The following is a 14,341-nucleotide window of genomic DNA, read 5'->3' as shown; positions in this document are numbered from 1 at the left end:
TGTTCTGGTAGTGGGTATTGTTATTAATCAGATGCGGAAAGAATACCTTTATCGCTTTGAAAAGCAATTTTCATATGTAGGATTCAAACCTCTTATGAACAAAGGTTATACTTTTCAAAATACTCATTATGATTATATGCCCACTTATAGATCTGTAGGTCATTCCTCAATCTTTACGGGTGGTGATCCTTCCTCACATGGTATCCTGACCAATGATTGGTATGATCCGCTAGAGCACAAGGAAATTTACTACACATAGAGAGATTCATACGGAAAAATGATTTCATGGACCATAGATCCGCAACGCAGTGGTGATTTGATGATATTTTAAAGCCGGACGTTCTTTATTCCGAACATTTAAAAGGTTCCACACATGGCTCGCCCTCTATACTTATGACACACATGTGCCCGTTGATTTGGTATGGACACGGAATTTCTAGGAGAAACACTAAGGAGAGGGTAAGCATCTCTCAAATAGCGCCTACGCTCTCTAAAAAAAACTTCAAATTACTTTTCCCAATGCCTCTTCTGCTAAGGTGCTCAAAATATTATTTCCTTAGGTTAAAATTTCATATGCAAACCAACAGGGCAATGGTCTGAATGCCTGGCTTCGGGTAGAATAAAAGCCCTTTGCATGTGCTCTTTTATCGGCTCACTGACCATTTGATAGTCGATGCGCCAACCTTTATTTTTATCTCGTGCGTTGGCCCTATAGCTCCACCAGCTGTAATGGAAGGGCGTGCTGATGAAATGCCGAAAGCTATCTATAAAACCTAATTCGATAAATCGACTTATCCATTTACGCTCAACAGGTAAAAACCCTGAATTCTTAGCATTTCTTACCGGATCATGAATATCTATGGCCTCATGGCAAATGTTATAATCTCCGCAAATGATCAGTCTAGGATAATTTTTCTTAATTTTTTGAATATAATTGTAAAAATCTTTCAAAAATTGCAGTTTGAAATCTAAACGAGCCTCCATATTTGAACCTGAAGGAATATAAAGACTTATGATGGAGCAATATTCAAAATCCGCGCGCAATATGCGTCCTTCGCTATCCATATAGTTCATTCCTGCTCCATATTCCACGTGCAAAGGTGATTCTTTCGAAAGGATGGCCACGCCGCTGTATCCCTTCTTTTGCGCAGGAAACCAGTGATGATAATAGCCTAAATCCTCAAAAGCTTTGGTCTCAATCTGAGAAATATTTGCTTTGATCTCTTGTAAACAAAGCACATCGGGTTGCGCTTTCTCTATCCAGTTGAGCAAACCTTTTTTAATCGCTGCGCGGATGCCATTGATGTTGTAACTGATAATTTTCATAAACTTTATTTTCCAGAAAGAATTTGCTCGAGGATTCTCTGCGTGATTAGATAGGTAGGTTTCACGCCACTCAATCCTAATCCTCCTGAGGCTAAGGTGCTACCGCTCTCGAGCGGATTGTCCGAGGCATAGTAAGCATATCGCAATACGATATCTTCAGAGAGATGTCTGCGAATATTTACCGCAGATTGGATGGCTTTTTGATAATGAGCGCCCTCCATTTCCAGACCTATAGCTCCCCAGCTGGAGTTCTTGAAATATTTCAATAAGTCTTTATTTTGCAAAGAGGTTCCTAATACGGTTACCATTAAACCCTCACAAACTCCAAGACGAGCGCCTCTAAAATCATCGCCCGAGAGGGCGTTTTTTATCGGGTAATTATCTGCTGACCCTTCAAAAATATGTGCATCAGGCACCATGATATCTCCCTTTTTTCCATCTAATATACCTGCCTTGCCCATGATGGAAATGGATTTGATATTCATTTTATATAATTGCTTTTCGTCCTTACAAGGTTTTAACAGTTCATCCATTACTTCATAGGCTTGCTCACCAAAGGCATAGTCCATAACGATGAGCAGATCTTTTTGATGAGGTTTTTCTATCGATTCAAAGGCAGTTTCTGAGAGATCAACTTTTTTCAAATCGATGATTTGAACATTGATATTGGCTCCAGAGTGGTCATCGATCATAACTGTACCATTTGCTCTTGCATATTGTGAAACGATCTCGCGCAGGCTATGACTTCCTGGTTGACTAAGCTTTTTGTAGATTTCCAGATCATTTTTGTCTTTGAAATCTTTTCCCAGAGCTTTACGAGCGTAAAAGCTGTTAAGCGCTCCGTGCATATTGGCACTTATAATATGGAGTCCTCTTGATAGTTGTTGTTTTTTTATAAGTGTTTTTTTAATATTATGTGCCCATGTCTCACCGTAAAAATGATGCCCAATGCGCTCGCGAAGCGTAGGGCTAAATGAAATCACCCGCTTTTCACCGCGCAATAATTCATCTATACTAAGTTGACCTAAATGATAGATAATTTTAAAAAATTGTTTTTTATCGTGATCCTTAGAAAAACGCGCTTCCGCTTCAAGGGTCTCTTGAAAAGTACGTCCAAGTAAGGTAGATAAATGAATGAGGCCTATTTTTCTCTCCTGGGAAGTTAGTGTTTCATCGCTTAGGGCGATGTGTTCAAGAAATTTCCATTCGCGAGAAATCTTTTTAGTACTTTTTGTATAGGCTTTATCCATGATTTTCTGTCCTTCGATAAATAAAAAAGTCAAGTGAGTGAGCAAATCATATACCTCTGAGCGACCACGAGTAATTTCAATATTCATCTGATAATCATCAATACGATAGCAATTCCTTCGCCTTTTGGGTGGTATGATTGAATGGAAATTTGCTCGCAAATAACCCTCGTCTGTGGTTAAATGAATGTAGCGACAACCTTCTATGCCATTGGGCAAGCGGTCCATTATATAGATCAACCCCTTGAGCTCTACCTTTTCTTTATCGACCATATCTCCATAGATTTCAGGTCGCAACAATAGTAAAAGCTCTTTTAACGTTTGTCCTGAAGGACCATTTGGCTTATAAGCACCTCTATTAAAAAGGTAGCGCATGGTCACTTGCAAGCGTTCAATAGCGTTGCTCGATTGTTTGGCTTTTGAAAGAGATTGTTCGGGCATGTTTTTACCGATGTTTTACAAATTTAGTTTTTGTTATTCATTCTTTTACTTTCTTCTCTGTCTATATTTGTTCTGTTGAATAAGTATGTTAAAAATTCGTCCTAAAAAGCATTTGGGTCAGCATTTTCTTACCGATCATAATATTGCCGAAAAAATTTTCAAAAGCCTTTCTTTTCGGAATTATTCTTTTGTAGTGGAAGTAGGACCAGGTACGGGTGTTCTTACGCGCTATCTTCTTAAGAATACCTCAAATTTTTTTTTGGTAGAACTCGATAGAGAATCTGTAAATTACCTTCGGGAAGAATTTCCCTCTTTAAAAGAGTATATAGTGCAAGCGGATTTTTTAAAATGGGAACCTTTGTTTTCTTCTTTTGCCCTAATTGGTAATTTTCCCTATAATATTTCCTCACAAATCCTCTTTCGCGTTTTAGAATATCGGAATTCTATTCCTGAGTGCGTAGGTATGTTCCAAAAGGAAGTGGCTGAGCGTATAGCGGCTAAATGTGGCAATAAAATTTATGGTATTCTTTCGGTTTTAGTACAGACTTTTTATGAAGTTGATTATCTTTTTACAGTTAATGAGCAGGTTTTTTCACCGCCACCAAAAGTAAAATCTGCTGTGATTCGTCTTCGCAGGAAATCTCATATGCCAAAACTAGAGGAAGGCTTTTTTTTTAAGCTTGTTAAGAGTGCTTTCAATCAAAGACGAAAAACTCTCCGTAATGCGCTTAAACCTTTGAAATTGTCGGATTCATTTTACAAAATTCCTGTTCTTGATCAGAGAGCGGAGCAACTTTCGGTAGGAGAATTTATTGAACTGAGCCAAAAAATATAATTTTTTAAATAAGTCTTTTTTAAAGAAATAAACTCTCTGTACCTTTACCACTGTAAAAACTTTCTTTTATATGACACAGCTTCTCGATGGGAATGCCTTAGCCTATGAGTTTCGTAAGGAAATAACGACTGAAGTGAATCAACTCAAGAAAGCAGGCTATGATGCTCCACATTTGGCAGCGGTTTTAGTGGGTGAAGATCCGGCCAGTCAAGCTTATGTTCGTAATAAGGTAAAAGACTGTCAAAACGTAGGCTTTCGTTCTTCGCTAGAACAATTACCTCACAACGCTTCCCAGGAGGAACTCCTGGAATTGATTCATAGACTTAATCGTTATACTTCGGTAGATGGTTTTATCGTGCAACTACCCTTACCCCCTCATATCGATGCGCAAGAAGTAATACTAGCTATTCATCCGGATAAGGATGTGGATGGTTTTCATCCGATGAATGTAGGAAAGATGGCGCTTGATATAGAAACTTTTCTTCCCGCCACTCCTTCCGGAATCCTTAGCTTGCTTAAGCGATATTTGATTGATACACAAGGTAAACATACGGTTATCATCGGACGAAGCGCCATTGTGGGAAAACCTATGAGCATTCTTATGGCTCGCAAAGCCTTGCCCGGAAACAGTACCGTTACGCTTGCCCATAGTTTTACCCCTGATGTGATAAAATTTACACGTCAGGCCGATATCGTTATCACCGCTTTGGGCGTTCCGGGATTTTTGAAAGCCGATATGATTCGAAAGAATGCCGTAGTGATTGACGTAGGAGTTACTCGCGTGAAGGATAACTCTTCATCTAGAGGTTATCGTTTGGCAGGAGATGTTGATTTTGAAAGTGTTTACGGTAAGGCTTCTTATCTTACTCCGGTGCCGGGAGGAGTAGGTCCTTTGACACGCGCGATGCTTCTGAAAAATACTCTGTGGGCTGTAAAGAGAAGGAAGTTTTGAGTACAATTTTTAACAAGCAGCTAAAAATCCCGGAAAAACTACCATAGGTAAATTATCTGTTATGGAGATTTTTATTCTCTTCAGGGTGAGGGAATCTATGCCGGAAGGAAGGCTAAAGGTTATTATCTTCATCCGGTAACCTATCCTTTAAGTGATTTTTTTGATTGGATTTACCTTTCTATCTAAGTGAAAAAACTTCCAATTCAACATATTTATTTAAAAGTCCATGAGTTGAAGATCGTTATTCACAACCGGAACGATTTCTTCTTTGCTGAAGATCACGACGCTCGTATAAGTGATGATTATTTCCTTTTATTGCAACCCAAATGGAGTCGCTCGAAGGAGATGATTCCGAAGATTATTGAATATATCAAGCGATATTCGCGTTGGTGGATGTCTTCACAGACTCATAAATTGATGGAAATCAACTGACAGAGGGAATACTTGATTTTTACTATTGATGAGACTTATTCCGCTCTTTGAGAACTTCCACTACTTCTTTAAGGATATAATTCTTGGCTTGTAGTAAAATCAGGTAATGAAACAATAGATCCGCCGCTTCGTTTAAGAAAAGTTTTTTACTTTCATCTTTCGATTCTATGATGAGCTCCACAGCTTCTTCTCCGAATTTTTGCGCGATCTTATTTATTCCTTTTTCAAAGAGTTTGCTGATATAAGAGCGTTCAGATTTTTGCTTTCTTCGATGAGATATAACTTCTTCAAGTTGACTTAGAAACCCATAAGTTTCTTCATTTTCTTCACTCCAGCAGCTATCAGCTCCGGTATGACAAGTAGGGCCTAGTGGCTGGGCTTTAATCAATAAAGCATCTTTATCACAATCGATTCGGATTTCACGAACCATCAAATAATCTCCGCTTTTCTCGCCCTTGGTCCAGAGTCTTTTTTTAGATCGGCTATAAAAAGTTACGCGAAGTTTTCGCAACGTTTCTTGATAAGCGGCTTTGTCCATGTAGCCTAGCATAAGAACTTTTGAGGTGTGTTTGTCCTGAATAATCGCCGGGATAAGCTCCTCAGGGAATTTTTGAAAATCAATGGATTCTATAGAAGGTAATATCATTTTATACAAGTTTTAGTAGGGCGAACGGTAATACCTTGTTGACTTAGGTATTTTTTTAAGGTCGGAATTTCAATTTCTCTATAATGGAAAACGCTGGCGGCTAGAGCTGCATCAGCCTTACCTTTTTGAAAAACATTATAAAAATCTTCTACTTTTCCCGCTCCTCCGGAAGCGATGATAGGTACGGAAAGTTTTTCAGAGAACTCACAGGTAATATCTAAGGCAAATCCTTTCTTGGTACCATCTTGGTCCATGGAAGTTAAGAGAATCTCTCCAATACCGCGATCGATAGCCTCTCGAGCCCAATCCATTGCCTTTCTTGTAGTTTTCAGGCGACCACCATTGAGGTAAACCCACCATTCTTCCTCTTCATATTGTATATCTATAGCCAAAACTACGCATTGACTTCCAAAGCGCTGGACGAGCTCATCGAGCAATTGAGGTCTCTGGAAAGCGCAAGTGTTGAGAGATATTTTATCTGCTCCTGCACTCAGCAAAATTTCTACATCCCTTATCGATCCTACACCTCCTCCGATAGTGAAGGGAATATAAAGTTCTCGTGCGATTTCTTTAACTAATGGCGCTAATGTTTTTCGTCTTTCCTCTGTAGCGCTGATATCGAGAAAAACAAGTTCATCTGCACCTTCTTGGGCGTATCGCGCAGCCAGCTCTACTGGATCTCCGGCATCTTGAAGATGTTTAAAACGGATACCTTTAACGGTCCTTCTACCTTTGATGTCCAGGCAGGGAATAATACGCTTGGTAAGCATTTATATGGGATTTGTAAAATTTTTCAGCTCCGAGAGCTGAATTTTATTCTCGTATAGCGCTTTTCCGATAATTGCTCCTTTACAACCTAGAGCTTGCAATTCTTTCAAATCTTTTAGTTGATTTATGCCACCGCTGGCGATTAATTTTAGATTGGGAAATCTCTGAATGATTTTTCGGTAGAGATTTACAGAAGGGCCTGATAAGAGGCCATCTTTGGCGATATCAGTACAAAAAAGTTGCTCCACACCTTCAGCTATTTTTTTTTTAATAAATTCCCACATCGAAATCTCAGTAACTTGTTTCCAGCCGTGTATCAGAATTTTCTCATCTTTTACATCAGCGCCCAGGAGGATTTTTTCACTACCATAGCGCCCGATCCAGTTTTTAAACAGCTCTGGTTTTTTTACAGCGATACTGCCTATAGTAGCCATGTAGGCTCCGCTTTCAAAGACAGCTTTTAGGTCTTGATCGCTCTGAATGCCTCCTCCAAAGTCGATGAGCAATCGCGTATGGGTAGTCAATTGCTCTAAGATATTCCAATGAATAAGCTTGCCATTTTTAGCTCCATCAAGATCCACCAGGTGCAATCGTGAAATACCGGCCTCTTCAAAGCGCAATGCTACTTCCAGCGGGTGATGACTATATATTTTCTTTTGGGTATAGTCTCCCTGAATAAGACGTACGCATTTTCCGTCGATAAGATCTATAGCTGGTATGATTTGCATGTTCTAAAGTTTCATAATTTGAGGAAGCTATGGATAATTCTTTGCCCTTGCTTTCCTGATTTTTCAGGATGAAACTGCAAGGCATAAAAATTATCTTTCTGCAAAGCTGCGCTGTAAGGCAAAAAATACTCCGACAAAGCAGTGGTATGTAAGCTTAATGGTACATAATAGCTGTGTACGAAATATTGATAAGTGTCTTTTTCTATCTCTTTAAAAAGTACTCCCTGAGTATTGAAAAGTTTGTTCCATCCCATATGTGGAACTTTAAGCATGGAATCATCAGAGGGGACAAATTTTTTTACTGGTAGATCAAAAATTCCCAGACAAGGGGTGTTGTTTTCTTCCGAGTGAAGGCAAAGAAGCTGCATACCCAGGCAGATGCCTAAAACAGGTTGTTTTAAATTTGGAATCAGTTGATCAAGTCCTGTTTTACGAAAATATTCCATGGCTGATCTTGCTTCGCCTACCCCTGGAATAATTACCTTATCAGCACCTTGAATAGCTTCTTTTTTATCGCTGATAATCGACTGTAATCCAATACGCTCTAGAGCAAATACTATCGACTGTACGTTCCCTGCAGGATATTTTACAATAACGGTCTTCATAGTTTTCCTTTAGTAGAGGGCAATTGATCGTTATAAGGATCACGGCACGCGGCCATTTTAAGGCTGCGAGCGAAAGCCTTAAATATAGACTCTATTTTGTGATGTTCATTTGTGCCCTCGGCCCGTATGTTGAGATTACACTCGGCTGCATCTGCAAAAGACTTGAAAAAATGCGAAAACATTTCTGTCGGCACATCTCCTATCATCTCGCGATGAAAATCAACGTTCCATACCAACTGACTTCTTCCTCCTAAATCTAATGCTAATTGAGCCAAAGCGTCATCCATGGGCAAAAGGAAGCCATAGCGTGCTATGCCTCGTTTGTCTCCCAGTGCTTTTGTAAAAGCTTCACCAAGCGCAATGCCTGTATCTTCAATGGTGTGGTGTTCATCAACAGATAAATCCCCTTGTGCTTTGATATGGAGATCTAGTCCTCCATGACGGCTGATCTGCTCAAGCATATGATCAAAAAAAAATAATCCTGTATGGATATCATATATTCCTGTGCCGTCGAGTTGAAGCTCGATTTGTATATCTGTTTCCCGAGTATGTCGTCTATGTTGGCAGTAGCGAAGACTAAATTTGAGATATTCATAAATTTTCTTCCAGTGAATGGTCTCTAAAGCAATGAAAATCGCGAGTTCCTCTGCCGTTCTTGTAGCCTCGTGTTGTCCAAGGTTATTTCCCTGGTTTAGCCATATAGCTTTGCATCCTATATTTTTAGCTAAAAGCACATCGGTAATTCTATCGCCGATGACAAAGGAATTAGTCAGATCATAAGCCGGTGAAAAATAAGCCGAAAGCATTCCTATGTCTGGTTTACGCGTAGGAATATTCTCTTTGGCAAAGCTGCGGTCTATGTGAACGGCTGAAAAATGAACGCCTTCTCTCTTAAAAGTTTGAATAATATATTCATGCGCTACTGTAAAGCGCTCCTCGGGAAAGCTTTCTGTTCCCAAACCATCTTGATTAGTCACCATTACCAATTCGTAATCCAGCTCAGAAGCAATACGTGCCATATAAGAGATCGCCCCAGGGTAGAAGATAACTTTATCGAGTGAATCAATCTGATATTTCGGAGGAATTTCCTTAACTAAAGTGCCATCTCTATCGATGAACAAAAGCTTTTTTTTCATGATTTCTGATAATTTTCAAGAGCTTCTATGAGTAATTGATTTTCTTTATGGGTACCTACAGTAATCCGTAAACATCCCTCACAAAGTTCCTCTGCCGAACGGTCTCTCAGGACAATGCCTTTTTGAATTAAATAACTGTAAATCTTTTTCGGAGCTTTGGTTTTGACAAGCAAAAAATTGGCTGAACTAGGGTATGTTTTTTCGATTATATCAGGAAATTTTAAAAACGAACAGGTTAAAAAATTTCTTTCTTTTTGCAGGGCTCGGATTTTTTGATCTACCGAATATTTTGCCTCAAGACCTCTCAGCGTTAATTCTTGCGTAGAGCCGCTGATATTATAAGGTGGTTTTATCTTGTTTATCCATTGGATGATGGTTTCACCTGCAAAGGCCATACCCACTCGCAAAGCAGCCAATCCCCACGCTTTAGAAAGGGTTTGTACTACGACAAGATTCGGGTGGTCACCCAGCATATCAATAAAAGAAGGTTGCTTAGAAAAATCGCCGTAGGCTTCATCGATGATCATAATCCCGGGAAAATGCTCTAAAATCTCATTAACGTTTTCTCTGGTAAAATCATTTCCTGTGGGATTATTGGGCGAGCATATAAAAATTAAACGACTGTAATTATCAATGCCTGCTAATATAGAAGAAATATCTAATTGAAAATTCTCTTGAAGTGGTATACGCTTCACCTCTACATCGTTTATTTTTGCACAAACTTCATACATTCCATAGGTGGGAGGACATATAATAACATGGTCTTTTCCGGGTCTGCAAAAAACTCGGTAGAGTAAGTCGATTACCTCGTCACTGCCATTTCCCAAAAATATTTGTTTTAAAGAAAGCTCTTTAAGGGTACTTATTTTTTTTTTGAGCTCTTTCTGAAGAGGATCTGGATAACGATGATAGTTGTATTCTAGAGGCCCTCCATAGGAATTTTCGTTGGCATCGAGGTGGATGGAGCCTACTGCTGTGAATTCTTCTCTTGCGGAACTATAAGATTTTAGTGCGCGAATATTTTTACGCACAAGTCTTTCAATATTAAAATTCCTGATAGATTTTTTTTTTCTCTTCGATTCTAAAGATTTCATGATTTTAAACGTCGTGTTACGGACTGTTGATGAGCTATTAATCTTTCGGCCTGAGCCATGATTTCTATCGTTTCTGAAAGGTTTTGCAATCCTTTTTTTGAGAGTTCCTGGAAGGTGATTTTTTTAACAAAACTCTCTACCGATAAACCGCTATATGCCCTGGCATGGCCGCTGGTAGGTAGAGTGTGATTGGTGCCTGAAGCATAATCTCCGGCACTTTCAGGTGAAAAATTTCCCAAAAAAACTGAACCTGCATTTTTGACTTTATCAGTCCATTCTTGAGAATTTTTACAATTGATAATCAAATGTTCCGGAGCATATGTATTGATCAACTCCATACCTTCTTCTAAATCTTTCACAATGAGGACACAGCTATTCTTTAGCGCTTCTGAAGCTATGGATTTTCTTGGAAGTGCTGCTATTTGTTCTTTTAGATGATCGACTACTTGCTCAGACCACTTCTTTTGATCACTTATCAGTAATACCTGGCTGTCTTTTCCATGTTCAGCTTGCGAGAGCAGATCAGCAGCAACGTAAGCAGGCGTAGCAGTGGCATCGGCTAGTATGGCTAGTTCCGAAGGGCCGGCAGGCATATCTATAGCTACACCTTCTTGTGCGATAAGCTCTTTAGCTTTAGTTACATAGGTATTTCCCGGGCCAAAAATCTTATATACAGACGGAATACTTTCAGTTCCATAAGCCATCGCAGCAATAGCTTGCGCACCTCCTACTTTGTATATTTTTTTAATCCCTAACATCTCAGCGGCATATAAAATAACCGGGGAGAGTTTTCCTTGTTCATCTGGTGGACTGCATAGCACGATGTCTTGACAGCCTGCCAATTGCGCAGGAATTCCTAACATGAGTACGGTAGAAAAAAGAGGCGCAGACCCTCCGGGAATATATAAACCTACTTTTTCAATCGGTAGGCTTTTTCTCCAACATCGCACGCCATCCATAGTTTCTACAACTGATTCTTTGTAGATTTGACTCTGATGAAAGCACTTGATATTCTCGGATGCCTCGAAGAGCGCTTTTTTGAGCGTTTCTGGTGTCTTTTTTTGAGCTTCGTCGATTTCTTCTTTGCTGATTTGAAAATCTTTTAAGTATATTCTATCCCATTGCTCAGTATACTTTCTTAGCGCCTTATTGCCGTAAGTTTTTACATCTTTAAGTATAGGCTGCACTTTTTTGGCAAGCTCTATAGTTGTTTGATTGGGTCTTTTGATGAGTTCAAGCCATTTTTCCTTAGCAGGATGCAGATAAAACGGAATTTCCATGGAGCATCATATGTTTACGGAATCATTTTTTTAATCGGTAAAACTAATAAATCTTGCGCACCATATGCTTTAAGTCTTTCTATGCTATTCCAGAGGTTTTTTTCTTCAATCACAGCATGTACTGCCGTCCAATTCGGATCAGCTAGCGGCAACACAGTGGGACTTTTTTCACCGGAAAGGAAATTCAAGATATTTTCTAAATATTTATTAGATACATTTAGCATCACATATTTATTATTTCTGGCTCTCTTAACAGCTTGAATGCGAAAGTACAGCCGCTCTGCCAGGGATTTTCTTGGAAATTTTATATTTTGAGAGGCCACCAATAGAGCTTCAGATTTTAGAATTGTTTCTATTTCACGAAGACCGTTTATAAAGAGCGTTCCACCACTGCTTACCAAATCACAAATCGCATCAGATAAACCGATACCCGGTGCAATTTCCACAGCTCCGCTGATAGTGTGGATATCTGCTTGAATTTGCTGTTTATCTAAAAATTTTTTCAGGATGTTAGGATAGCTCGTAGCGATGCATTTCTCGGAAAGATCTTCAATAGTTTGATAATCAGAGTTTTTTGGTACGGCGATAGATAATCTACAACGTCCAAAACCGAGTTTTTCTTTGATCTTGAGTTTTCTCTCTTTTTCTAGGATCAAGTTTTCTCCAACAATACCCAGATCGATAATATTCTCTTCTAGATATTGAGGAATATCGTCATCACGTAGAAAAAATATTTCCAAAGGAAAATTTAAGGCGCTACTCTTAAGTCGTTGGCTTAAATTCATATCGATTCCGCAATCTTTAAGAAGTCTAATCGAATCCTCGTGCAGACGACCGGATTTTTGTAAGGCTATTCTGAGATGCTCCATAAGTTATTAAAAACAATAAAAGCTTGCCTTTTTGCGCAAACTTCTCTAAAATATTCAGTTAACAAAAAACTACATTACAAGTGCTTACCGATGATTTTGGTGAAATGATCATGTGTGTTGGTAGATGTAGCTTTGTTTCGTCATTTTTTAAGAACAAATGTATAAAATATTTCCGTACTCGGAAGACTTGTTTTATAGACCAAAAAAATCAATGCTTTTTTAAAGTCGCTATTTAATTCCTAAGTTTACAGCCTCAGGAAATATTCTCCCGAGTCTTTTTTAAGGTGTTTTTTTCTAGATGATAGTCTTTTCATTTGCTCTTATAAATCTCTTTCAAAATATTTTCTTCTACAGAAGTGTCCTTTTTTTTGATGACTAAATACTAAAATGACCTTCGCTTTCAAGCGACTTTCTTTAAAGGAAATAAGAATATATTTTTAGCATTTGACTTATATTAGTGTAACTTTTAGTGTTAATTATTTAAAAAAAACAGTATCTAGTGTGAGTTATTGTATATATCAATATAACTAGTTCATAGAACAAAAATATAGAAAATGTAAAATGGCTTTTATTATAAATTTTAACTTATTCGGGTGTAGAATGTTACCCCAAATATTAAATCTCTTACAAAGTGTATATTGACAAAAAGCTACTGATTCTTATAAATTTATATGATACTGAAGATGAAAATTTAAAAAGAATTCTATGTTTCATGAAATCTTCTGATTTTAATAAGGCTTTTCGTAGCCGTCTTTTTGCTGGTAATGCTTGGCGAAAAGCTTCGTATCTCTTATCCGATATTTTTTGTTCTTAGTGGACTAATTGTAAGTCTTATTCCAGGTATTCCTCTTATTGAGATCAGTTCCGATATGGATTTTCCTTATTTTTCTTCTTCCTTTGCTTTACGAGGCTACCTGGGTTTTTTTTATGGAAAGATTTTTGAAAATGGAAGCCGCCCAATACTTTTTCTTGCTTCTGGTTTGGTTTTTTTACATCATTGATCGTTGCTTATATTTCATACCTTCTCATACCAGTTTTACTGTGGCGTTGGAGTTTTTATTAGGTGCTATTGTTTCTCTTCCAGATGCTGTAGTAGAGCTGCTTATGTCTTAAAAATTTAAGAATACCAAAGCGAATCAATGCTATACCTCAAGGAGGAGAGTCTTGTAAATGATGCCTCAAGCTTGATTGTTTTTCAATTTGCCTTGATAGCGAGCTTATCAGGAACTTTTATTTTTCATAAAGCAGTGGTAGATTTTTCATGGTGACTTTTATGGGAATATTTCTTAGGGTAGTTTTGGGTTATCTTCTATATCGTTCATCGATGTTTGCCTACCAGGCCGGGTATTAATACAGCTTTTACATTAGTAACCCCTTACGCTATGTATCTTGCTTCCGAGCAATTACTTACTATTCAGGAGCTATGGCGGCCAGTAAGTGGAGGTTTATTTCTTACCACATTAACGAATTTTTCGATCACAGCACATGTATACAAGTTTTAGGCGTTTGGGATACTTTGATTTTTCTTTTAAATGGTTTGATTTTTATACTCATAGGTTTGGAGCTGGCCTTTCATTATAAAAGAGTTAAAGAGCCATTCCATAATTCAAGCTTAGGTTACGGGCTACTTATCAGCCTGGTGATCATCTTCATTCGTATTCTTTATGTTTTCTCTATTATCCTTCTCACGCGAAGGCTGAGTGATAAAATACGTTCCACAGAACCGAATTTGTCGGCTGGCGCGGGCTTATATATCGTTGGTTGGGCTGGTATGTGTAGGGTAAGTGTCTTTAGATACCGCTTTATCTGTTCCTTTTGTATTAAGCGCTGAAGCGAAATTTCAGCAGCGAGATCTTATACTTTTTATCTCCTTTATTTGCATGAGAAATATTCTTTAGAAATAACACGTAATCCATTGATTAAGAATTTGAAGAATCACCTGAAAAATGAATCATTTTACATAGATAATCAACTCAATTCTT

At 38.3% G+C, this 14,341-nt stretch carries 16 protein-coding genes; 6 read left to right on the top strand and 10 right to left on the bottom strand.

Annotated features, from left to right (window positions below; genetic code table 11):
• Nucleotides 1–10 precede the first annotated feature (10 nt).
• Nucleotides 11–259: an alkaline phosphatase family protein gene (locus CS842_RS04605; protein WP_265614145.1), complete on the top strand. Its 249-nt coding sequence runs from the start codon at nt 11–13 to the stop codon at nt 257–259.
• Nucleotides 260–561: 302 nt separating this feature from the next.
• Here CS842_RS04605 and CS842_RS04600 read toward each other — a convergent pair whose 3' ends face one another.
• Complete coding sequence (locus CS842_RS04600; protein WP_103327690.1) at nt 562–1,326, bottom strand: exodeoxyribonuclease III; 765 nt, start codon at nt 1,324–1,326, stop codon at nt 562–564.
• Nucleotides 1,327–1,331: 5 nt separating this feature from the next.
• Complete coding sequence (locus CS842_RS04595) at nt 1,332–3,014, bottom strand: DUF6909 family protein (protein ID WP_103327689.1); 1,683 nt, start codon at nt 3,012–3,014, stop codon at nt 1,332–1,334.
• 85 nt (nt 3,015–3,099) lie between these two features.
• Here CS842_RS04595 and rsmA point away from each other — a divergent pair, with 85 nt between their 5' ends.
• The 3 genes from rsmA (at nt 3,100) to CS842_RS06570 (ending at nt 5,233) form a co-directional block, all read left to right on the top strand.
• Nucleotides 3,100–3,849: a 16S rRNA (adenine(1518)-N(6)/adenine(1519)-N(6))-dimethyltransferase RsmA gene (rsmA, locus tag CS842_RS04590; RefSeq protein ID WP_103327688.1), complete on the top strand. Its 750-nt coding sequence runs from the start codon at nt 3,100–3,102 to the stop codon at nt 3,847–3,849.
• Nucleotides 3,850–3,919: 70 nt separating this feature from the next.
• Nucleotides 3,920–4,801, top strand: coding sequence for a bifunctional 5,10-methylenetetrahydrofolate dehydrogenase/5,10-methenyltetrahydrofolate cyclohydrolase (locus tag CS842_RS04585; protein ID WP_103327687.1), 882 nt, complete (start codon nt 3,920–3,922; stop codon nt 4,799–4,801).
• Nucleotides 4,802–4,987: 186 nt separating this feature from the next.
• Entirely contained in the window at nt 4,988–5,233 is a 246-nt protein-coding gene (locus CS842_RS06570; protein WP_146037455.1) for a hypothetical protein, read from the top strand.
• Between the two features lie 22 nt (nt 5,234–5,255).
• Here CS842_RS06570 and hisIE read toward each other — a convergent pair whose 3' ends face one another.
• From hisIE to hisG, 8 genes are read right to left on the bottom strand one after another with little or no spacing between them, the layout of a single operon-like run.
• The gene (gene hisIE / locus CS842_RS04580; protein WP_103327686.1) at nt 5,256–5,879 is read right to left on the bottom strand and encodes a bifunctional phosphoribosyl-AMP cyclohydrolase/phosphoribosyl-ATP diphosphatase HisIE; all 624 of its coding nucleotides are present in this window, start codon (nt 5,877–5,879) and stop codon (nt 5,256–5,258) included.
• Complete coding sequence (hisF, locus tag CS842_RS04575; RefSeq protein ID WP_103327685.1) at nt 5,876–6,649, bottom strand: imidazole glycerol phosphate synthase subunit HisF; 774 nt, start codon at nt 6,647–6,649, stop codon at nt 5,876–5,878. Before hisF ends, hisIE begins: the two co-directional genes overlap by 4 nt.
• Complete coding sequence (gene hisA / locus CS842_RS04570; protein WP_103327684.1) at nt 6,650–7,375, bottom strand: 1-(5-phosphoribosyl)-5-[(5-phosphoribosylamino)methylideneamino]imidazole-4-carboxamide isomerase; 726 nt, start codon at nt 7,373–7,375, stop codon at nt 6,650–6,652.
• 11 nt (nt 7,376–7,386) lie between these two features.
• Complete coding sequence (gene hisH / locus CS842_RS04565) at nt 7,387–7,980, bottom strand: imidazole glycerol phosphate synthase subunit HisH (RefSeq protein WP_103327683.1); 594 nt, start codon at nt 7,978–7,980, stop codon at nt 7,387–7,389.
• Nucleotides 7,977–9,116, bottom strand: a complete 1,140-nt coding sequence (hisB, locus tag CS842_RS04560; protein WP_103327682.1) for a bifunctional histidinol-phosphatase/imidazoleglycerol-phosphate dehydratase HisB — start codon at nt 9,114–9,116, stop codon at nt 7,977–7,979. Before hisB ends, hisH begins: the two co-directional genes overlap by 4 nt.
• Nucleotides 9,113–10,210, bottom strand: a complete 1,098-nt coding sequence (hisC, locus tag CS842_RS04555) for a histidinol-phosphate transaminase (protein ID WP_103327681.1) — start codon at nt 10,208–10,210, stop codon at nt 9,113–9,115. Before hisC ends, hisB begins: the two co-directional genes overlap by 4 nt.
• Nucleotides 10,207–11,490, bottom strand: a complete 1,284-nt coding sequence (gene hisD / locus CS842_RS04550) for a histidinol dehydrogenase (RefSeq protein WP_103327680.1) — start codon at nt 11,488–11,490, stop codon at nt 10,207–10,209. The genes hisC and hisD overlap by 4 nt, the downstream gene beginning before the upstream one ends.
• Before the next feature lie 14 nt (nt 11,491–11,504).
• Nucleotides 11,505–12,359: an ATP phosphoribosyltransferase gene (gene hisG / locus CS842_RS04545; RefSeq protein ID WP_103327679.1), complete on the bottom strand. Its 855-nt coding sequence runs from the start codon at nt 12,357–12,359 to the stop codon at nt 11,505–11,507.
• Between the two features lie 764 nt (nt 12,360–13,123).
• On the opposite strand from hisG, the gene CS842_RS06895 reads away from it, so the two are divergent.
• Both CS842_RS06895 and CS842_RS04535 read left to right on the top strand, forming a co-directional pair.
• Nucleotides 13,124–13,360: a hypothetical protein gene (locus CS842_RS06895; RefSeq protein ID WP_103327678.1), complete on the top strand. Its 237-nt coding sequence runs from the start codon at nt 13,124–13,126 to the stop codon at nt 13,358–13,360.
• A gap of 422 nt (nt 13,361–13,782) precedes the next feature.
• Entirely contained in the window at nt 13,783–14,190 is a 408-nt protein-coding gene (locus CS842_RS04535) for a cation:proton antiporter (RefSeq protein WP_103327677.1), read from the top strand.
• Nucleotides 14,191–14,341 lie beyond the last annotated feature (151 nt).

The organism is Bacteroidetes bacterium endosymbiont of Geopemphigus sp. (assembly GCF_002904345.1).
Lineage (GTDB): Bacteria > Bacteroidota > Bacteroidia > Flavobacteriales > Blattabacteriaceae > GSPS2-BC2016.
This window is presented reverse-complemented; position numbering and strand designations above follow the sequence as displayed.